The sequence below is a fragment of the Ulvibacterium marinum genome, from assembly GCF_003626755.1.
GTDB lineage: Bacteria > Bacteroidota > Bacteroidia > Flavobacteriales > Flavobacteriaceae > Ulvibacterium > Ulvibacterium marinum.
Map to the genome: position 1 here is coordinate 747,825 of NZ_RBCJ01000003.1, position 19,615 is coordinate 767,439.

At 41.4% G+C, this 19,615-nt stretch carries 20 protein-coding genes; 18 read left to right on the top strand and 2 right to left on the bottom strand.

Annotated elements, in window-relative coordinates:
• Window positions 1-42 precede the first annotated feature (42 nt).
• From D7Z94_RS16325 to D7Z94_RS16375, 11 genes are all read left to right on the top strand, one after another.
• On the top strand, window positions 43-1,359 hold the full coding sequence (locus D7Z94_RS16325; RefSeq protein ID WP_120713175.1) for a prolyl oligopeptidase family serine peptidase: 1,317 nt from the start codon (window positions 43-45) through the stop codon (window positions 1,357-1,359).
• Between the two features lie 128 nt (window positions 1,360-1,487).
• Complete coding sequence (locus D7Z94_RS16330; RefSeq protein ID WP_120712645.1) at window positions 1,488-2,417, top strand: DUF5996 family protein; 930 nt, start codon at window positions 1,488-1,490, stop codon at window positions 2,415-2,417.
• A gap of 52 nt (window positions 2,418-2,469) precedes the next feature.
• Complete coding sequence (locus D7Z94_RS16335) at window positions 2,470-3,279, top strand: helix-turn-helix domain-containing protein (protein ID WP_120712646.1); 810 nt, start codon at window positions 2,470-2,472, stop codon at window positions 3,277-3,279.
• Window positions 3,280-3,359: 80 nt separating this feature from the next.
• Window positions 3,360-5,834 carry a TonB-dependent receptor domain-containing protein gene (locus tag D7Z94_RS16340; protein WP_120712647.1) on the top strand — a complete coding sequence of 825 codons (2,475 nt, stop codon included), beginning with the start codon at window positions 3,360-3,362 and terminating at the stop codon, window positions 5,832-5,834.
• Between the two features lie 109 nt (window positions 5,835-5,943).
• The gene (locus D7Z94_RS16345; protein ID WP_120712648.1) at window positions 5,944-8,292 is read left to right on the top strand and encodes an ABC transporter permease; all 2,349 of its coding nucleotides are present in this window, start codon (window positions 5,944-5,946) and stop codon (window positions 8,290-8,292) included.
• 66 nt (window positions 8,293-8,358) lie between these two features.
• Window positions 8,359-8,820 carry an HAD family hydrolase gene (locus tag D7Z94_RS16350; protein ID WP_120712649.1) on the top strand — a complete coding sequence of 154 codons (462 nt, stop codon included), beginning with the start codon at window positions 8,359-8,361 and terminating at the stop codon, window positions 8,818-8,820.
• A 71-nt stretch (window positions 8,821-8,891) separates the two neighbouring features.
• Window positions 8,892-9,629: a hypothetical protein gene (locus D7Z94_RS16355; RefSeq protein ID WP_120712650.1), complete on the top strand. Its 738-nt coding sequence runs from the start codon at window positions 8,892-8,894 to the stop codon at window positions 9,627-9,629.
• Window positions 9,626-10,507, top strand: coding sequence for a hypothetical protein (locus D7Z94_RS16360; RefSeq protein WP_120712651.1), 882 nt, complete (start codon window positions 9,626-9,628; stop codon window positions 10,505-10,507). The genes D7Z94_RS16355 and D7Z94_RS16360 overlap by 4 nt, the downstream gene beginning before the upstream one ends.
• Before the next feature lie 147 nt (window positions 10,508-10,654).
• Window positions 10,655-11,932: a serine hydrolase domain-containing protein gene (locus tag D7Z94_RS16365; RefSeq protein ID WP_120712652.1), complete on the top strand. Its 1,278-nt coding sequence runs from the start codon at window positions 10,655-10,657 to the stop codon at window positions 11,930-11,932.
• A gap of 185 nt (window positions 11,933-12,117) precedes the next feature.
• The gene (locus D7Z94_RS16370; protein WP_120712653.1) at window positions 12,118-12,357 is read left to right on the top strand and encodes a ribbon-helix-helix domain-containing protein; all 240 of its coding nucleotides are present in this window, start codon (window positions 12,118-12,120) and stop codon (window positions 12,355-12,357) included.
• Window positions 12,350-12,634 carry a type II toxin-antitoxin system RelE/ParE family toxin gene (locus tag D7Z94_RS16375; RefSeq protein WP_120712654.1) on the top strand — a complete coding sequence of 95 codons (285 nt, stop codon included), beginning with the start codon at window positions 12,350-12,352 and terminating at the stop codon, window positions 12,632-12,634. Before D7Z94_RS16370 ends, D7Z94_RS16375 begins: the two co-directional genes overlap by 8 nt.
• Before the next feature lie 168 nt (window positions 12,635-12,802).
• Here D7Z94_RS16375 and D7Z94_RS16380 read toward each other — a convergent pair whose 3' ends face one another.
• Window positions 12,803-13,417 (bottom strand): TetR/AcrR family transcriptional regulator, encoded by a 615-nt coding sequence (locus D7Z94_RS16380; protein ID WP_120712655.1) that lies wholly within the window; start codon window positions 13,415-13,417, stop codon window positions 12,803-12,805.
• A gap of 87 nt (window positions 13,418-13,504) precedes the next feature.
• Here D7Z94_RS16380 and D7Z94_RS16385 point away from each other — a divergent pair, with 87 nt between their 5' ends.
• Complete coding sequence (locus tag D7Z94_RS16385; protein WP_120713176.1) at window positions 13,505-14,278, top strand: hypothetical protein; 774 nt, start codon at window positions 13,505-13,507, stop codon at window positions 14,276-14,278.
• A 256-nt stretch (window positions 14,279-14,534) separates the two neighbouring features.
• On the opposite strand, the gene D7Z94_RS16390 is transcribed toward D7Z94_RS16385, so the two are convergent.
• Complete coding sequence (locus tag D7Z94_RS16390; RefSeq protein WP_120712656.1) at window positions 14,535-15,071, bottom strand: energy transducer TonB; 537 nt, start codon at window positions 15,069-15,071, stop codon at window positions 14,535-14,537.
• Between the two features lie 204 nt (window positions 15,072-15,275).
• On the opposite strand from D7Z94_RS16390, the gene D7Z94_RS16395 reads away from it, so the two are divergent.
• The 6 genes from D7Z94_RS16395 (at window position 15,276) to D7Z94_RS16420 (ending at window position 19,554) form a co-directional block, all read left to right on the top strand.
• Window positions 15,276-16,100 (top strand): winged helix-turn-helix domain-containing protein, encoded by an 825-nt coding sequence (locus D7Z94_RS16395; protein WP_245967228.1) that lies wholly within the window; start codon window positions 15,276-15,278, stop codon window positions 16,098-16,100.
• Window positions 16,101-16,234: 134 nt separating this feature from the next.
• Window positions 16,235-17,368, top strand: a complete 1,134-nt coding sequence (locus D7Z94_RS16400; RefSeq protein ID WP_120712657.1) for an FAD-dependent monooxygenase — start codon at window positions 16,235-16,237, stop codon at window positions 17,366-17,368.
• A 115-nt stretch (window positions 17,369-17,483) separates the two neighbouring features.
• Complete coding sequence (locus D7Z94_RS16405; RefSeq protein WP_120712658.1) at window positions 17,484-18,071, top strand: Crp/Fnr family transcriptional regulator; 588 nt, start codon at window positions 17,484-17,486, stop codon at window positions 18,069-18,071.
• A 101-nt stretch (window positions 18,072-18,172) separates the two neighbouring features.
• Complete coding sequence (locus D7Z94_RS16410) at window positions 18,173-18,526, top strand: SnoaL-like domain-containing protein (protein WP_120712659.1); 354 nt, start codon at window positions 18,173-18,175, stop codon at window positions 18,524-18,526.
• 4 nt (window positions 18,527-18,530) lie between these two features.
• Entirely contained in the window at window positions 18,531-18,890 is a 360-nt protein-coding gene (locus D7Z94_RS16415) for an SPW repeat domain-containing protein (RefSeq protein WP_120712660.1), read from the top strand.
• A 205-nt stretch (window positions 18,891-19,095) separates the two neighbouring features.
• On the top strand, window positions 19,096-19,554 hold the full coding sequence (locus D7Z94_RS16420) for a YHS domain-containing (seleno)protein (protein ID WP_245967229.1): 459 nt from the start codon (window positions 19,096-19,098) through the stop codon (window positions 19,552-19,554).
• Window positions 19,555-19,615 lie beyond the last annotated feature (61 nt).

The following is a 19,615-nucleotide window of genomic DNA, read 5'->3' on the forward strand; positions in this document are numbered from 1 at the left end:
CTGGTACGACAACGTGGAATCATAAAAGTAAAAAATGATCAAATGAGAAACACTATTTTCAAGTCTATTATCTGGGGACTGGTCATCGCACCGATACACCTTTTATCCAGTGAACCCCTAACCGAACCTTTGCAATCCGAGAAGAGTAAAGAAGCAGGGGAGTACACCCTGATAGTCGAGGGATATGACTGGGGCTCGGCCGCCAGCCGAGTAATCCTGTCCTTGGATGAAACCGTATCGTCCGTCGGCTCCAATGATTATGAAGTTTCCGTACGGCGCAGTACCGAACACGCCCAGATTCCCGATGAAATGGCCTCTGGACAGCGGACAGTACAGTATGTCTATATATCCGATAAAAATGGCAATAGGGTGGCCGAAGGAAAATTCCTGACCCTTCTCCTTACCGTAGGGCCGGATATGGTTCTTGCCTCACCTATGCAATACATTCCCAGCGCAGGGGGAAATTTATGGATAGATTACCATATGACCATTACAAACACCAAGACCGGTAAGGTTTGGGACAAAGAGACGAATCGGATTCTACCTTTGGTCAACGAGTTCGATTTAACCGGAAAGTATGTGCACAACAATGACATCAGTCTAACCTATGCCTCTTTTAAACCTAAGACCTCAAACAAAAAATCCCCCCTTATTATATGGCTTCATGGTGGAGGGGAGGGAGGTACCGATACAACCATTCCATTGATGGCCAATAGAGCGGCCAATTATGCCTCGGACGAAATACAGTTCCTTTTTGGAGGGGCCCATGTACTGGTACCCCAAAGCCCTACCTTTTGGATGCAAAGCGCCTCTGGGGAATACACGCGCGGAAAGGAAAATGATATTTACAATGAAGCGCTTATGGGCCTTATCAAAAAATATGTGGCCGACCATCCCCAAATTGATGCCGACCGAATCTATATAGGGGGATGCTCCAATGGGGGCTATATGTCGCTGAAATTGATTATCCTATATCCCGATTATTTTGCTGCTGGTTATATTAGCGCATTGGCCTATCAGTCCCAGTTTATTACGGACGAACAGATACAGAAAATTAAGAATGTACCCATTTGGTTTGTCCATTCCAAGGACGACCCAGTGACTATCCCGGAAGAGACGGTAGTACCACTCTACAAACGATTAATGGAAGCGAATGCCAAGAATGTCCATTTTTCATACTACGACAATGTAGTGGACATTACGGGTTTCTTTGGTGGTCCCAATTACCGGTATCATGGCCATTTTTCATGGATCTATTCGCATGCCAACCATGCCGATTTTGATTTTCAGGGCAATCCTGTACTATTAGAAGGCAAACCTGTAACCATCATGGAGTGGATGGCCGCGCAGCGGAACTAGGGATTCAGGAGTTCCACGGATTTGATTTTTCCTTTTTGGCTAAGCAAAAGAACAAGCAGAAAAGCCCTTTGCTTTTTTGTACTTTTAGATGAATTAAATTATCAAAAAAAGAAAAGCACACAGCACATATGAAAAACGGAATAGCATTGCCCGATTTGCCATTTGAGGAGTGGAAGGAAACTCGATTGACCGTACATCTGATTCTGCAAATCATAGGGAAGACACGTTTAAAACTGACTACTCGGAAAAATCATTGGTGGTATATTACACTTTACGTCACTTCCCGGGGATTCGGTACCCATAGCATTCCGGTCAATAACGGACTTGACACCCTGGAGATCGATTTCAATATAGTGGAGAAATCCGTTGTGCTAGCTCATAGTTCGTACGAACCCATTCACATTTCCCTGTTGCCCAATCCCACCATAGCCGAATTTTACGGACATTTTATGAACGCTCTGGCCAGTTTTGACCTGCATCCCAAATTCATTGAAAAACCCTTGGACCTGGGTATTGAGACCCGTTTTGACGCTATCAAGGAATACCATCATTATGATTGGAAATATATCCAGACATTCTGGAAATTGATGCGATGGAATAACGCTGTTTTTCAGGAGTTTAGCGGCCGGTTTTATGGGAAGACCTGTCCTGTGCATATCTATTGGCACCATATGGATCTAACGGTGACCCGGGTTTCGGACAAGAAACTTCCGCCCATGGATAAATCAGCGCGTATTCTGGAACGGGATACCTATTCCCATGAACAGATTAGTTTTGGGTTTTGGGCAGGTGACGACAATATGCCGGAGCCCATGTATTATGCCTATACCTATCCCTCTCCGGAGGGCCTGGATGAAGAAACTTTGTTGCCGGATGCCGCAAAATGGGTAGAGAGCAATGGGAGCCCTATGGCCCTTTTGCGCTATGAAACGGTGAGGAATTCGGAAAATCCAAGGACCATGGTATTGGATTTTTTGGAAAGTGCCTACCAAGCCGGTGCCAAACGGGCAAAATGGAATATTGCCGAATTAACGGTTCCTTCCTTGGAAGATATTTAAAACCAGCAACCGTTGATTTATAGTTTATGGCAGAGAAAATAGGCAGTTGTTCATGAGGACCGCAATCAATACCTACAACAAGATTTCTCCATATGCCCATATAAAAATTGAGCCTTTTGATGTCAATAAGCGGTATACCAAGCCCCACAGACACAATAAGTATTTGGAACTGGTTTATTTCAGGAAGGGTTCGGGTTTTCACCATATGGACCTTAAAAGATACCGTATAGAACCGCCGGTAGTTTTTGTAATCCAAAAAGACCAGGTACACCATTGGGAAATCAATACCCTTCCCGAGGGATTCGTCATCATCATCAAAGCGGAATTTTTGGAGAGGACCCTGGATAAAAAGATCAACCACCAACTTGGGCAGTTAAACCAGAAACAAGTTATTGATGTTGGGTCGGATCCTACCATCGATGGCCTCTTTGAACTACTGTGTCGGGAAACGAGGCAAAACACTTCAGGTCAAAACGAAGTAATCGAGGGATCCCTAAAGGCCTTATTGGCCAAGATACTGAGCTATGCCATAACGGAAAGCGCTCCCTCTATGGGAGACAAGCTATCCCAATTCAATGCCTATTTGGGAAAACAACTAAAAAACGACGTTTCGTACTATGCTGAAATGCTCAATACGACTTCACAAAATTTAAATGCCCTTTGCCAAAAGGAATATTCAAAAACAGCCTCCAAGGTAATTGCCATACATATCATAAAAGAGGCAAAGCGCTTGTTGAACTTCACGGACCTTTCGGTTACCGAAATCGCTTTCAAATTAAATTTTAAGGATGTTTCCCATTTTGTGAAGTACTTTAAACGGCACGAGGGCAAGACCCCGATTCAGTTCAAGAAACGGCAATGATACCTTAACTTTTTCAAATACACCGTCAGACCTTATCGTCCTGGTGTAGCTTTGGCATTTAGCATACCTGTATTTTTCAAATGAAGCTACGCCTGCGCATTCTGCCCATCTTACTTTTTATTTCACATTTTGCTTTTGCACAGATTACCGGAAAGATTATTAACAGTGATAATGACAACCCTCTAGAATATGCTACAGCAGTTTTATATGATCAGGAAAATGGTGAACTGGTAACCGGGGTAATTACGGATGACGAAGGTGTCTTTACCCTAATCGACCTAAGAAGGGGCATGTACTATCTGGAGGTTTCCTTTATTGGCTTTGAAACCAAAACTATTCGTGATATACAATTCAACGCCCGTACCGGTGTCAACAAACTTGGAATCATAACCCTTGACATTGGATCGAACCAATTAAATGAAGTGGTGGTACAGGCCGAAAGTGCCACGGTAATCAATAAGATAGATCGGCAGGTATTCGAGGCTTCCAAATTTCAGAACAGCCAAGGTGGAAATGTGACGGATGTGCTTAGAAACCTACCCTCGGTTGCCGTAAATGGCTTGGGCGAGATCAGTGTACGCGGAAGTACCGGATTTGTACTATTGCTCAATGGAAAACCGATACAGGGTGATGCCACCGTTTTGTTAAATCAACTCCCAGCAAATTCGGTGGAAAGGGTAGAAGTGATTACAGCGCCCTCAGCGAAATATGACCCGGAGGGAAAAGCAGGCATCTTGAACATCATTATGCAAAAAGAGGCTGTGGCCGGTACTTTTACACAAATAAATATCAGGGCCGGTCTGCCCTCAATAGAACCCTATGATAACGCCGAATCCGCCCGACGCTATGGTTTGGATGCTACCTACAATGTCCGAAAGGAAAAATGGAACTTTTCCTTTGGCGCCAACTATCAGCGAAACGATCTGGCCGGGAGACGGGAAGGGGATGTCTTTACGATTATCAACGATACGCTTACCCGTTTTCCCTCCGATGGGGAACGCAGTTTTGATGAGATTAACTACAGCGGAAGATTTACGGTAGATTATCAGCCCGATACGCTCAATATAGTTTCCCTGGGATTTTATGCCGGAAAGCGGCAAAAGGACAGAACAGCGGATATCCTGTATTTTGATAACCATGCCATTACCCCTGCCAATGGTACGGAGCGTTTGTATACCTTTCAATATTTCAATGAAAACCTTAGGGAACGAAAAGGGGACTTCATTTTGGGAAGTCTGGATTACGCACATACCTTTCAGGACCGCTCCAAATTATCGGCTTCACTATTATACGAATACACCTTATTGGGCGGGCCCACAAAGAATCGAAATTTGGGTTTTCCAAATACGGACTTTGTATATCAAGATGAATTTAATACCAATGACAACCCCTTAAACGGGTTTCGTTTTCAACTGGATTATGCCTGGAAACCCTTCGCTTTTGGAACTTTGGAAACGGGATATCAGTATCGGATATTGGATCATACCGGGGATTTTGTCTATGAACGGCGTAATAACACTACTGGCGCGTTCGAACTGGTACCGGAATTCTCCAGCGAAGTGGATTTAACACGAAGTATTCACTCCACCTATGCCCAGCTTACCGGAAAAAAGGGAAAATGGGACTATGCCGCCGGAATTCGGATGGAGGCCATGGATCGCGATTTTGGCCTTAAGGACAAGAACAACACTATAGATACCACCTATACCTACAATTTTGTAAAACCCTTTCCTTCCGCCTCCCTACAATACGAGCTAAATGAACGCACTCATATCAAGGCGGCCTACAGCAAGCGCATTGAGCGGACCACTACCTTTAAAATGAACCCCTTTCCAGAAAGGGAGCACTCCGAGACCCTGGAACAAGGTGATGCCACACTGCTCCCGGAGTTTATCGACTTGGTGGAACTGGGTGTCACCAAAAATTTTAAGGGTAATCATTCCCTGTTCGCTACGGCCTATTTTAGAAACGTGGAGAATTTAGTGAATCGGGTAAACACGGTTTTTAACGATACCATTTTAAACCGTATTTATTCCAATGTAGGACGAGGTCGTTCCGTGGGTATGGAAGTAGGCGGTCAATTTAAACCTACTAAAAATTGGTCCAACTTCGTCGGAGGTAATTTTTATAGCTATGATATCGCAGGCACCTTTGATAACAGAGCGCTCAATACCAATAGCTTTGTCTATTCCATCAATGCGAATAGCACCTATACTTTCTCGTCCACCACATCGCTACAGTTTACCTTTAATTATTTGTCGGCACAAAATACGGCTCAAGGTGAGGATTCCCGTTTTTATTCGCCTAATCTTACGTTTCGAAAAACCTTTTTGGACAATCGGTTGGTGGCCACGGTACAATGGCAAAATATGGATATGGGTCTCCTGGATACCAATGAACAACGCATTACGACCCAAAGGCCCGGGGAGTTTTTTACGACCACCAATTATGTTTATGAAGTGGATATGATCTTGCTCAATCTAAGTTATTCCTTCAATAAGAATACCAACAAGGCCAAGTTCATTGAAAGTGAATTTGGCAAACGGGAGTTTTAGTTTCCAAATCCCGCCTTGCTCCGCTGTCTGAAATTCCTAAGCGTACCTTCGGTTCATATAGTTTGGAATTCGTAATTTAAAGGACCATAAACTTCAAAATCCAAGGATTATGATCAAGAATGGGTTTAGAATCGGTCTGCGTATTTTGTTCAAGTACCGACTCTATACGGGAATCAGTCTTGTTGGCTTGGCAATCGCCATAGCCTCGGTTTGGTTCATAGCCAACTATGTCACCAACTCCTATGGATATGATGCGTATCAAAATAATGCCCATCGAATCCATAGGCTAAGCATGCAAATTACCGCCGGGGGCAATACCGACCGTTATGCTACCACCGGAAAACCCTTGGGCAGTGTATTGGCGGAGAACTATTCTGGTATCGACAACCACGCGCGGCTGACTTTTCAGGGGAATACGGTAGTGCGGGTGAACGATGAACTTTTTAAGGAAAATGGTTTTTTTAAAACTAACTCGGAGGCCTTGGAAGTATTTACTTTCGACTTCATTTCAGGAAATACAAATACCCCGGTATTAGATCCAAATTCGATTCTGTTATCCAGGTCTTTGGCCGAAAAGTATTTTGGGGGTACTGAAGTTGTAAACAAACCGATTACAATCGAGGACCATGCCTATACTATACAAGGCGTGTATGAGGATTGGCCCAAGAATTCGCATGTGAATCCCAAGGCTTTATTGTATTCGGAAGGCCTTGCGGCCGATTATGAACTACAGGAATGGTTTAATCTGGAGCATTATACCTATGTGCTTCTCGATGGTTCCATGGACCTGAAAGACTTGGATAACCAACTGGCCCAGATGACCACCGAACATCTAAAACCGGGTCTGGAAGGATCCGGGGTGGATATACAATTCTTGGCCCAACCCCTTAAATGCCTTTATTTTGCACCCGCATTGATTGATGATGTGCCCAAGGGCAACGCCAAATATGTCTATGCGCTTTTATTCGCGGGCGTTTTGGTGCTACTGATCGCCGGCCTTAATTCCATTAATCTGTCCCTGACGCAATCCACCCGACGTACCAAGGAGATTCAACTGAAAAAAATGCTCGGCATATCCCGCGGACAATTGGTATTGCAGAGCGCTATGGAATCCGGCATTATGACGGTGTTGGTGCTCTTGGTTGCCGGAATTCTGGTGCTGGCCTTTAACAACACCTATTTTCAATATTCGGGTTTTCAGGCTTTGGATGTAACCAACCAGTGGCTTCTTCTACTCTTTATTCCCTTGATTACCTTTGGTTTTGGATTATTGGGAACGAGTTACTCCGGGGTGTACCTATCCTTTTCCAATACTTTGGTGAATACAAAGAAACCCTCGGTCAATACCTTTAAAAAAGTGCTGCTCGGATTTCAGTTTACCATAGCGTCGATTATCATTATTGCAACGCTTACGATGAACCAGCAGATCGATTTTATGAAAAACAAGGATTTGGGTTTTTCCAAGGAACAGGTCATGATCGTTGACCTTCCAGGAAACGAAGAATTCAAAGACAAGCACATCCAATTTCGGGAACGGGTGAAGAGCTTTCCAACCATCCAAAGTGCCTCCTTGATTGGGGGTGGAGCCCTACCGGGCGAGGAGAACGGAAAGGAGATTTTTCAGGTAACCGTTGAGGGGAAAGAAGTGGAAAAGATCTTTAACTTTTATCGGGTGGATGAGAATTTTAGCGAGCTCCTGGAGCTCCAATTGGCCCTGGGCCGAAACTTTGAAGCCGACCGTCCCAGTGACCAAGAGGATGCCGTATTGATCAACCAGGCTTTGGCTCAATCGCTACAATGGGACAACCCCTTGGGCCAAACGATACAGTATTATGGTAAGCCCAGAACAGTGATCGGGGTGGTGCAAAATTTTCATAACACATCCCTTCATAATGCCATAGAGCCCATAGTGTTTATTTATGACGAGGCCTATGCCACCAAGTTGCTCGTAAAAACGGCCGTGGGCAACGTGGGTCTGGTGGAGACGGCCTGGACGGATTTTTTCCCCAATACCCCTTTTGCGCTGTCCCATTTTGATCAATTTATCGAGGCCATGTATACCCAGGAGGATGATTTGGCCAAGTTATTGGGCTTCTTTTCCTTGGTATCCCTGAGCCTTTGTTGTATGGGGCTTTTCGCCATTTTCTCCTTGCACTTGCTGCAAAAGACCAAGGAATTAAGTATCAGGAAAGTATTGGGGGCCAACGCCTGGCATCTCATACGGACTACGACCCAAAGTTATGTGGGGGTTGCTGTACTGGCTATGGCTACGGCAATACCAGTGGCTTGGTATCTTATGGAAAACTGGCTCAGCGGGTTTAGCTATCGGATATCCGTGGATGCCTTGGTCTTTATCGGGGCCGCTGTTTTGATTTTAGGCATGAGCGGACTTACATTGTTGTACCATATTTTGAAATCCGTCCGCGTGAATCCCGTAACGGCTTTACAATCCGAATAGAGATTACCCACGGCATTCGTAAGGACAGGATATAGGATAATAAACAATTGTTGTACAACATTTAAAATGAACATAAGCTTTGACCTTGATAGTACATTAATTCCGAATGGAAAGGAATTCGAAACTGAGAAACTTGGTGGATTTGCAAGACTGTTTGGAATTGAAGAAATACGGAAAGGAACAGCAGAATTAATTACGGAATTACAAAATCAGGGAAATAAGGTCCATATTTACACAACTTCATTTCGGACCAAAGGAAAAATAAGACGGATTTTAAAATATTACGGAATAAAGGTTGACCGAATTGTTAATCAGGAGGAAAATCAACATGTTTTAAAATCTCGAAATATAAACGCGTCAAAGTATCCAACGGCTTTCGGGTTTGATATTCATATTGATGATTCAAAAGGTATTGAAATGGAATCTGAACGATATAACTTTAGAGTAATTATTGTTGAGCCGACAGACAAGAATTGGATTGATAAAATTAAAAACGAATTGAAAACGTTGCATGGAGCGATCGACTAAAAAAATACTACATTCGTAAGGATAGGATATATGATCAATGATCATATACAATTGTTATGGCGCATTCAAAAATGAGATTATCTTCCATCGTTCTAATCATTCTCGTTCTGATGACAAGCGGTTGTGTTTCAGATAAAAAAAAATCTGACAACCACCCGTCAAGGTATTTCATTGAGAATAAGTTAAGTTTCTTTGACCCTTACGAAATAACTTATGCTGACCACAAATATCGAGGCTACACCTACGAGACATGGCTGAGAAAGCCCAATAACTTGGAAATGCTCCATGAGACATTCAAAAAAATTGGCTATAAGAAACTTATATCCGACTACGACTTAACGTCAAATCCCTGCTTGCTTTGGAGTTATGTAAAGCGACCACTAAACCACATCATTGATAGTTTGGTCATCACTTACCCTCTTGATATCATCGAAGCGAAGTATTATCGAGAGTTTTGGCAGCGCAGAAAAAAAGAGAATAATGACCAGGTTGTTTTTAAAATACTACAAGAACTAGCCGAAATCCTTCTTAAGGACAAACCTGTTGAATACAATAACGATTTGGTCAACGATACACTTTACAACTTGGTGTACATGGAGAGGGTTAGACAAAACCCGACTGAAGAACAAGCCCGACAGGACTTCGATTACCTAAAGAAAATTGGAATGCACGGTTCGGCATACAACCTACTTTACGAGAATACGAGCTACAAGGAAATTGACTGGGACAAAGACAAACTTTCAAAAGAGTTGCAGACTGATAATAAACGATGTTGTCCAAGAGTATGGATTAGTGACAATACAAAATGACAGGAAAAAGCGACACCACAACAATAGCTATAATCCATCCCGAGTTTCAGGACAAAATCATAGACAAGGCCATCGGCAACAATTTAATGAACCGAATACTGGGATTCATATTACTTCTATTAATTTCAGTTTTGTCTTTTGGACAAGAAAAGGATTTCTACGATTTGGATAATTCGTATCACGAAATTTTTAAAAATAATAAAGTAAAATCATTAAAAGTTTTGCGAAAAGACTTTGATAAAATCGGAGATATAAAAGAAAAGTACATTGAGTTAATTCAAAACTTTGCTAGAAACGGAGATATTGTCTGGGAAAAAGAATTTTACGATGACTCAACTGCGGCTTGGGAAGTCAACTACAAGTATAATGAACAACATCAAACTACTCGAACTGAATGGACTTGGCTAGACGAAGATGACCAAGAACTTACCGAATATGAGTATGATTCCGATAATAGACTTATCAAAAGTCGAGATTATTATAAGAGTTCAAACTCAACTGAATTTATATTGGAAGAATGCCAAAACTATTTTTACAAAAACAATCGAATTAGCAAAGTAACTAACCTAGAGAACGAAATAGAATCCTATTACAAAAAGAAAGGAAAAGTGATATTTGGATATACGGCTGATAATAAACTAAAGTATAAATATAAAAATGGTGAATTTGTCTATCAAAATTTAGATTCAATCATTTTTCAATACAAAAGAAATAGAATTGGTCAGATTTTAAAGACCAGGAAAACAGATAAAACAGGTACTATTCTAAGCAACACTGCTTACGAATATTCAAATGGACTTTTAATGAAAGTGGTAGCTAAAGATGGAAATGGAAATTTGATGCGAGAAGAGGAATATCATTATGAGTATTATAAATAAAAAACTACTGCCAACCATGGTAACCATCGCCCAAAATGTAGATGTACCGGCTGGGGTAATCGACTGAAAAAATGTTACATTCGTGAGGATAAGATAATAGGGATATATGATAAATGATCATATGCAATTGTGGTAAGCAATTAGATAATGATTAGAAAATTTCATGCTAAAAGCTTTTTAGTTCTCAGTATTATCGTAATATCATGTACATCAAAAGAGGAATCAGAAAGATTCATAAAGGAAAAACTCGTACATGACATTATGGTACTTAAGGACTCCACACGACCCATAATCCGTAGAATCGACAGTACTGAAATTAGCGTCGTTAACCTTGAAGCCAGAATTCAATCGCTTATGAAGGAAGCGAAAGTAACCGGTCTCGCTATCTCCATACTCAATGAAAATCAGATTATCTATAGAAATGCCTTCGGTTATGCTAATTATGACCGAGAGACCACACTCCAAATAAATCACTCATTCTATGGTGCTTCCTTGAGCAAGGCGGTTTTTGGATACCTGATTTCGGTTTTAACAAGTGAAGAAGTCATCGACTTGGATAAACCACTTCAAACATACTTGGATTTCCCTTTATACAAGTTGAATTCGGAAACCAGACGGTATGGGTTTCAGGATTTGAAGAATGACAAACGTTACGAAAGTATTACAGCAAGAATGTGCCTTTCACATACCAGTGGCTTTCAAAATTGGAGATCGATACCCAGACCAGATGATCCTGACAATAAAAGGACACTTAAAATTTACTCGAAACCTGGAACACAGTATTTTTATTCTGGAGAGGGGATGATGCTTTTGCAATATGTTATCGAACATATAACGGGAAAGAAACTTGAAGAATTGGCGCAAGATTTAATCTTTAAACCCCTTCAAATGAATAATACAAGTTATGTATGGCAAGAGCGCTTTGAAAATAAATATTGCAACGGGCACTCACCAAAACAGTATGTTCGTAAAAAGGACAAAAGAGAAATAACCGCTGCCGCTCATTCTTTGGAAACCAATTTAATCGATTACTCAATATTCGTTCAACATGTTATTAAATTGTACCATGAGAATTCAAAGGTTACCCAACACTTGTTCAAACCGAATTTCAGCATTCGTACTAAGGCACAATTTGGACCTGGGTCTCTTCAAGAGTCAGATGAAAATGACCCTATTCAATTAAACTATGGATTGGGCTGGGGCTTGTTGCAAACACCATTTGGATTTGGAGCTTTCAAAGAAGGGCATGGTAACCGTTTTCAACATTATACGATTGTATTTCCTGAAACAGGGACCGGTGTCGTCATGATTTCAAACAGTGACAATGCAGAAAGCATATTCAAGGAACTATTGGAAATAACTATTGGCGATACTTACACACCATGGAAATGGCAAAATTATATTCCGTACGAAGCGAAGGAATAAAAACGTTGTAGAACAAGGGTAACCGTTACACAAAATGTAGGTGTGACGGCGGGGTATTCGCCCGAAAAATACAACAGTCGTTAGGACGGGATATCTAATCATTGATCATATACCATTGTAGGCTACAATACTACTCATTTGCTTTTGATGCGATTTTGGTGTATTTTTACACCAAAAGATACCATATGGCGCGACAAAGTATATCCCTAACGGAACCCAATGATCAATGGTTAAAGTCTCAAGTAGATAGCAAAGAATACTCCAGTAAAAGTGAACTTGTTAATGATTTGATAAGGCAGGCCAGAAATCAACAAATTGAAATTGATTGGATTAGGGCTAAGCTGAAGAAAGCCGAAGAAAGTGGATTTACGACGGACAGCAAACAGGACATCCTAGCACAATCTAAATCTTCCTTTAATGGCTAGCTACCGGTTGAGCAACCAAGCTAAAAAAGACTTGATCCGAATTCATCACTATGGTATCCATAAGTTTGGAATGGCCCAAGCGGATGCATACTTTGAAACTTTCTTCGAATATTTTGACCTCATTGCACAACGCCCATTTTCTTTTGAATCCGTCGATTTTGTCAAAAAAGGATATCGACGCTGTGTATGTGGAGCGGATAGTATTTACTACAGAATTCAGAATGATACTGTTGAAATAATGACTATACTAGGACGGCAAGACCCGACCAATATTTAAAAAAATCGTAGTCAATAACAGTACCTGTCTCCCAAAATGCAAGTGTATCGGCCGGGGTTAACGATCTTAAATGCTACATGCGAAAGGATGGGATAATGGGTTGTGATCTATATTAGCACCTGCGGCCAAAAGAATCTGGACACCATACATTCATCCATTTCATCTTGATCAATCCAACAGCTTTTCCCAGGTTTTCATTTCAGTAGGATGCAGGTAGGGTAGCCATAATCTAAAAAGGAGCTTGGCATAGTACGCAAACGATACCTTATCCGGGTTATAGTCCTTGACATTTAACCAGGATTGTATGTTGAAGATAAATTGTTCCGCCAGAAATTCAACCTGTCTGGCACTGATTTCTTCCCTGAACTTTCCTTCCTTTTTGTATAACTCTATAAGGGCCAGAATTTCGGACTGCTTGGTCTGGAACAACAGCGTCATGACCTCCTTAATTTCCGGTAGCCTTCTCCAGATCACATCATTTTGTTGAAAGAATAGGCGATACGAATACATGATTTTAAAGTTATCCGTCATGGATAGGAGCATCTGTTGCGGATCTAAAGGCTTATCCTCAATGATTCGCTCTGCGCTCTTCAATGCAGTGAGCATGTCACTAAATAGCGTTTCAAGCAGTTTGTCCTTATTCGGATAATGATAATGCAAGTTGCCCTGACTGATACCGAGTTCCTTCGCAATATGGCGGGTCGTGATGTTCTCCACCCCACTTCGATTGAACAGGTCAAGGGACATAGCGATGATTTTTTCTTTGGTAGATGTTTGGTTCATTTGAACTAATTAATATCTTCGCAAAGAATAGTTCATTTGAACTAATCTAGATTATTGTACAATATTCAGCATAAAATAGCAAAAGAAATGGGAAGATTGCAACTATTTGAATTTGAAGATCAAAAGTGGTTTCCAGCATTTTTAAGAAATTACGGCACGGACTTTTTGCAGTTTCTGTCGAACGCAACAAAAATGTACAAACCAATTATTCCAGTCATCAAGAAAGGACTTCAAAAAAGCGGAAGCAACCAAATAATAGACCTTGGGTCCGGTGGTGGGGGTGGACTTGTTTGGTTGAACTCGGAATTGAAGAAAGACGTACCAGGCCTTAAAATACTGTTGACCGACTTCTATCCGAACATACCTGCTTTCCGATTAACAAAGGAAAAGGCAGATAATTTTGACTATGTGAAAACTCCGGTTGATGCAAGGGACATACCCGAAGATTTCATAGGATTGCGAACCCAATTCCTATCATTGCACCATTTTAAACCAAACGATGCCAAACGAATTCTTCAGAACGCCATCAATACGAACAGTCCGATAGCCATATTTGAAGGACAGGAAAGAAGTTTGCCCAGCATTTTGGCCATGTTGTTTTCACCCATAAGCGTTTTACTTACCACACCCTTTATAAGGCCATTTAAATTCGGACGGATTATTTTCACCTATCTTATTCCCATTGTACCCTTATTTGTGCTTTGGGACGGTGTGGTTTCTTCATTGAGGACGTATTCGGTCAAGGAAATGAATGGACTTGTTAAAGATTTGAACGGAACGGAGCATTACAACTGGGAAATAGATAGAGTGAAATCAGGGCCAAGTGTTATTTTATACTTATTAGGGACTAAAAAAGAGTAAGCAGGCTTACTATACCAAAGCGAACCATGAAAACCTACAATACAACACAATCGGGTCATCCTTATATTGGTCATCCTAAATTTTAGCGCTTTAGCACAAGACCCGATTTATATAAACAAAAGATTCCCGACTACTGGGAATGAAAAATAAGCGATATGATATGCAGTCTCATTTCAGGATCAAAAGGAATTATCAACTTAAAAAGGCTTCTTTACTTCGGTAAAAAAGCCTATAATCCTAAGAGGTATCGGTACGTTTAACAACCCGTAGGTCCCAACGCAACCACCTGTTCCTGATCCACTTTTTCGCCTTTGGAGTTTTCGGCCGGTTGCCATTTTCCAGGCGCTTCTAGGATGAGGTCGATCATTCTATAATCTATGGCAAAGTAACCCGAAGTGCCATCCAGTTTAACATTCTCCACGGTCCCCTTTTTGGTCACGGTAAACACCAACTTAAAAGGTTGTAGTTTGTCCATTTCCTGCCCGGCCCGAGCTTCCTTACTATTTTCTTCTAGGTATTTCATAAGAGCCTCCATTCCGCCTTCATATGTCGCTTCCTTTATAAGGTCAACGGGAAGGTATGGCCCCAATTGGCTGGTTTCCCACGCTGGGCCTGTAGCATTGCAAAAGCTACTCGCATTAATTTTCCCGCTTACCGGCTTGTTGATGGCATTGGCCTCGGTAACCGATGTGGCTACCCGATCCGTCTCGGAATCGTTCCCCTCCATAAAACCAAAGGCCTGTACCCCAAAAGCGGCAAGTGCCAGACAAAAAATGATACTGTTCTTTTTCATATCAGAATTGATTTAAAGATTAATTGCTATCAAATCTAACGGGGACAGTCGCTTCAACAGGTAAATCAACTGTAAAATGATGTAAATTTTGTGTAAAAGAACTTAAACTTTTACAGATATAAATAGTTTTGTAGCATGAACCCAAGACCGTTTAAAATTTTTATATGCCTATTGCTATTTGTTTCAAAGAGCAACGCCCAATTTATGCAGGACGAAAGGCATTTGGAAGTAGCATTGCGAATGATCGGACATCAGGTAATGCTCAGTTCGGGGGATAGTATCTCCCGGGTATTACCGATCCAAAAGGAAGAGGATGGTCGCTATAGCATTCTATTCGATTCTGAATTTGAATTCTCCCCGGAAGAACTGGTCACTACAATTAATGAAGTGGTCCACGAAACCCGTATGTCTAGGCATTTTATCGTGGAGGTGGAGCAGTGCGAAACGGGTGAGGTGGTCTATAGTTACGAAATGAACCTTTTGGAACACAAGGACCTGATTCCCTGCAAGGCCAGAAGGTTACCCAAAGCCTGCTATCAGCTCTTCTTCACCTTGCTGGATTCCGGTAAACCCCTAGTGACATCGCAAGACGTTACCCCAGCACCTTCCAACGAATGGTTGTCCGGACCAGGTGCAGTGCTGTATTCTACACTATCGGTACTATTCGTTCTCCTGCTTGGGGTCTTTGTTTTTCTGTGGAGGAGAAGACGTAATTCCAGGGTGGATCCGAATGTAATCTCCTTGGGGGAATACCGGTTCGACAAACGGAATACGGAACTCGTATTGGGAGATCAACGAACGGAGTTAACGGGCAAAGAAGCAGATCTACTGCTTTTATTGTACAAAGCGGCCAACACCAATGTTGCACGAGAGGTAATCCTAAACAAGGTCTGGGGTGACCAGGGCGATTATGTAGGCCGGACGCTGGATGTTTTCATATCGAAATTGCGCAAGAAATTCCAAGCCGATCCAAAGGTGAAGATTGTAAACATCCGAGGGGTAGGGTATAAGCTTGTGATAGGGGTTTAGGGGTAACCTGCTGAAATAGGCGTCGATATCCTGGCCAAAATGGGTCAATTTTTAGAGGGTAATCATCATTGCATAAAATAGTGGTACAAGTAATGATATTTATTCCTATGTTACCATCAATTAGAGCAAACATAATGAACATAGATATTATTGGAGCCGGAATAGGTGGATTGACAACCGCCATAGCGCTTCAACAAAAAGGAGTGAAAGTTCGGATTTATGAGCAAACGGACGAATTAAAACCCGTTGGCGCAGGAATACTATTGGCAAACAATGCCATGCAAGTTTATCAAAAAATGGGACTTAAGCCTCAAATCGAAAAATTTGGAAATCCAATATCCTTAGTGAATATCACAACCAAGGATTTGACTGTATTATCAAGTGCCGACCTGAAACATTTTGAAACCAGGTACAACTGCCAAAACGTAGCTATCCACCGGGCAACCCTGCAAAGGATACTAACGGAGCACATGCAACCCAACACCTTGAATTTAGGGTATAAACTTGCCGAAATAGAAACCTACGACAACAAGAACCTTTTGCGATTTGAAAATGGAGAAGAAATAACCTCTAGAATTACATTGGGGGCCGATGGACTTAACTCAACGGTTAGAAAACAGGTGTTCCCGAACACGAAAATCCGAACGGCCCATCAAATTTGTTGGCGTGGCATGGTCAATATTTCCCTACCCCAAAAATTTCAAAAAGAACTCAATGAAGCCTGGGGTAATGGTGACAGGTTTGGGTTTGTTCAAATTGCTCCGGGCAAAGTGTACTGGTACGCTTTGAAATCATTTAATAAACAAAACAACGCGTATTCAATTGAAAGGTTATCCAACTATTTCTCGAACTACAACGAAGTAATCAAGAACATAATACATCAGACCCCTACCGAAACTATTCATACTGCAACCATTGAGGACCTAAAATCGATAAAAAGCTGGTTTAAGGGGAATGTCTGCCTTCTTGGTGACGCAGCCCACGCAACAACGCCGAATATGGGACAAGGGGCTTGTCAGGCGATTGAAGATGCGTACATACTGGGAGAATGTTTAGATAAATTTACAATCGAAACGGCATTTTCGACTTTTCAAAAACTGAGAACCCCTAAGGTTAAAAAGGTTGTGAATACAAGTTGGCAAATTGGAAAAATGGCCCATTGGAAAAACCCGATAGCCACAGGCTTAAGAAATCAAGTTATCAAAATGGCACCAAAACACATGGGCAGAAAGCAATCGGAAAAAATATTTGAACTTGAAACCGTATGATAAAAAGTAACAGGTGGCAACAATGTGTACGGAATCTTAGCCGCCTTTGGGCAGGCTGCATTTCATTTACTAACCTTTGCCCGCAATGGCGCAAGGCTTTATACACTAAGGACCAATGAGCAAAGACCAACTTAGAACATATATACAAAGCTTTGTTGTTTTGAGCAATGAGGAAATGGAACAATTCTTGTCCAGCTTTGAGGAGGTCAAGGTCAAAAAACGACAATTCATTGTTCAGCCCAACTTTATAAACCAATACCGGACCTTTGTAGTAAAAGGTGCCTTTAGGACGTATGCCGTAGCAGATAACGGACAGGAACATACCCTTCAATTTGCCATTGAAAACTGGTGGGTTTCGGATTTCAACAGTTACATATACCAACATCCCGCAACCCTTTTTGTTGTGGCGTTGGAGGACAGTACCATTCTTCAGCTCGCATTTAACAAAGAGCAGGCACTGAAAAAGGCGAATCATAAATTTGAGACTTTTTTTAGGATAATGGCCGAAAAGGGGCTTGCCTTTGAACATCGAAGAATTCTTTTTGATCTAACGCATTCCGCAGAAGCACGCTACGAGAATTTTTTATTGAACTTTCCAAATTTCGTCCAACGTGTTCCACAGTATGCCCTGGCTTCCTACCTAGGCATGACCACGGAGTTTTTATCGAGAATACGCAATAAGAGAACGCGGAAAAAAAGTTGAACTACATCAACCTTTTTTCTTGATCTGCTTCATTTTTATTGCTTTTGAATTGCCGGACTTTTACCCTGTCAATATTGACACACAATTCAAAAACATAAAAAATGGAACAATCATTAAATGAAATCTTCTCGGCAAAGAACGAGATGGTAAAAAAAGGGCAAATCGTAAAAGCGACGGAAAAGTATTTTGCCTCGGATGCCAAGACCCATGATTTTGATGGTACGGTAACCGTTGGGAAATCAGAAATGCTGGCCAAGATGCAGGGTTTTGCGGATGCCATAAACAAAGTAAACGGTATTACGCTACACAATGCGTCATTACATGGGGATATTTCTTTTGCAGAGTTCACCTTTGACTTTGACATGAAAGACGGAAGCAAAGTTTTATGGCACGAGATACTCCGCACGGTTTGGGAAAACGGGCAGATCGTGGAAGAACAATACTTTAAAGCTTAAAATTATGGGATTCGTAACCAAAAAAATGCATGCCTATCTGGATTATCCAGTAGCTGTGGCACTTATTGTTTTACCCTTTGTACTGGAGCTGGGAGATTCCAATCCTTTGGCCTTGCAACTCTCTGTGATTACAGGGATTGCAGCCTTTATTCTTACAGTCTTAACCGATCATCAGTTCGGTATATATCGCATAGTTTCCTATAAAGGACATTTAATTGTCGATGCCCTGGTGGGAGCCGTATTTGTAATAGCTCCTTTCGCGTTTTCGTTTGAAGGTTTGGACGCCTATTTCTATTGGATAAACGGTGCCGCGGTCTTGGCCGTAGTCAGTTTACATAAACCGGAAATGGCGATACATTCATAATTGATTCCAAGTAATCGTACCAGTAGTTGATTTTCCTGTCACATCGAGCGCAGTCGAGATGTAATTGCCGACCTTTCGACTGCGCTCAAGGGGACAAAAAGCGTGAATTTCGATTATAAAATTTAAATACTGGCACAATTACGGATATACATGTTTATACAATCAAAACAATTCATTAATACTATTAAAATTTAAAATAATAATCATGAAATCATTATCAATACTAGTAGCTATGCTATTCATTTCATCATTTGGTTTAGCACAAAACCTTAAAACCGCAATTAATACGGATGACAGTAAAATAGCCCTACACGGGTATAGTCCGGTATCCTATCTAGATCTGGGCATTGCCCAAAAGGGATTAAAGGAATATCAGGTTACCCATAACGGTATAAAATATTACTTCACCAGTATGGAACAAAAAAAATCCTTTGAAGCAAATCCTGAAAAGTATTTGCCAGAATATGGGGGGTATTGTGCTTTTGGGGTTTCCGTCGGGGCAAAGTTTAGAATAGATCCCAATAAATTTGTAGCAAAAGACGGAAAGTACTATTTGTTCCTTTATGATTTGGAGGTAGATGCACAGCAGTTATGGTTGGCCGGGAACCATGAGGAACTGGTAACAAAAGCGGATACCAATTGGAAAAAGTTACGTACAAAATAATACCGGTACCTTTAAAACCAAAACACCTGAAGCTTCAGCTTCAGGTGTTTTTACTATTTGT

What these genes read in the sequence shown, in the direction of transcription:
- D7Z94_RS16325 (WP_120713175.1), top strand. Translation starts at nt 43, where the DNA reads ATGAGAAACACTATTTTCAAGTCTATTATCTGGGGACTGGTCATCGCA.
- D7Z94_RS16375 (WP_120712654.1), top strand. Translation starts at nt 12,350, where the DNA reads ATGGCTAGCTACCGGTTGAGCAACCAAGCTAAAAAAGACTTGATCCGA.
- D7Z94_RS16345 (WP_120712648.1), top strand. Translation starts at nt 5,944, where the DNA reads ATGATCAAGAATGGGTTTAGAATCGGTCTGCGTATTTTGTTCAAGTAC.
- D7Z94_RS16395 (WP_245967228.1), top strand. Translation starts at nt 15,276, where the DNA reads ATGCAGGACGAAAGGCATTTGGAAGTAGCATTGCGAATGATCGGACAT.
- D7Z94_RS16335 (WP_120712646.1), top strand. Translation starts at nt 2,470, where the DNA reads ATGAGGACCGCAATCAATACCTACAACAAGATTTCTCCATATGCCCAT.
- D7Z94_RS16340 (WP_120712647.1), top strand. Translation starts at nt 3,360, where the DNA reads ATGAAGCTACGCCTGCGCATTCTGCCCATCTTACTTTTTATTTCACAT.
- D7Z94_RS16415 (WP_120712660.1), top strand. Translation starts at nt 18,531, where the DNA reads ATGGGATTCGTAACCAAAAAAATGCATGCCTATCTGGATTATCCAGTA.
- D7Z94_RS16370 (WP_120712653.1), top strand. Translation starts at nt 12,118, where the DNA reads ATGGCGCGACAAAGTATATCCCTAACGGAACCCAATGATCAATGGTTA.
- D7Z94_RS16380 (WP_120712655.1), bottom strand. Translation starts at nt 13,417, where the DNA reads ATGAACCAAACATCTACCAAAGAAAAAATCATCGCTATGTCCCTTGAC.
- D7Z94_RS16400 (WP_120712657.1), top strand. Translation starts at nt 16,235, where the DNA reads ATGAACATAGATATTATTGGAGCCGGAATAGGTGGATTGACAACCGCC.
- D7Z94_RS16365 (WP_120712652.1), top strand. Translation starts at nt 10,655, where the DNA reads ATGATTAGAAAATTTCATGCTAAAAGCTTTTTAGTTCTCAGTATTATC.
- D7Z94_RS16330 (WP_120712645.1), top strand. Translation starts at nt 1,488, where the DNA reads ATGAAAAACGGAATAGCATTGCCCGATTTGCCATTTGAGGAGTGGAAG.
- D7Z94_RS16405 (WP_120712658.1), top strand. Translation starts at nt 17,484, where the DNA reads ATGAGCAAAGACCAACTTAGAACATATATACAAAGCTTTGTTGTTTTG.
- D7Z94_RS16355 (WP_120712650.1), top strand. Translation starts at nt 8,892, where the DNA reads ATGAGATTATCTTCCATCGTTCTAATCATTCTCGTTCTGATGACAAGC.
- D7Z94_RS16390 (WP_120712656.1), bottom strand. Translation starts at nt 15,071, where the DNA reads ATGAAAAAGAACAGTATCATTTTTTGTCTGGCACTTGCCGCTTTTGGG.
- D7Z94_RS16350 (WP_120712649.1), top strand. Translation starts at nt 8,359, where the DNA reads ATGAACATAAGCTTTGACCTTGATAGTACATTAATTCCGAATGGAAAG.
- D7Z94_RS16360 (WP_120712651.1), top strand. Translation starts at nt 9,626, where the DNA reads ATGACAGGAAAAAGCGACACCACAACAATAGCTATAATCCATCCCGAG.
- D7Z94_RS16385 (WP_120713176.1), top strand. Translation starts at nt 13,505, where the DNA reads ATGGGAAGATTGCAACTATTTGAATTTGAAGATCAAAAGTGGTTTCCA.
- D7Z94_RS16420 (WP_245967229.1), top strand. Translation starts at nt 19,096, where the DNA reads ATGAAATCATTATCAATACTAGTAGCTATGCTATTCATTTCATCATTT.
- D7Z94_RS16410 (WP_120712659.1), top strand. Translation starts at nt 18,173, where the DNA reads ATGGAACAATCATTAAATGAAATCTTCTCGGCAAAGAACGAGATGGTA.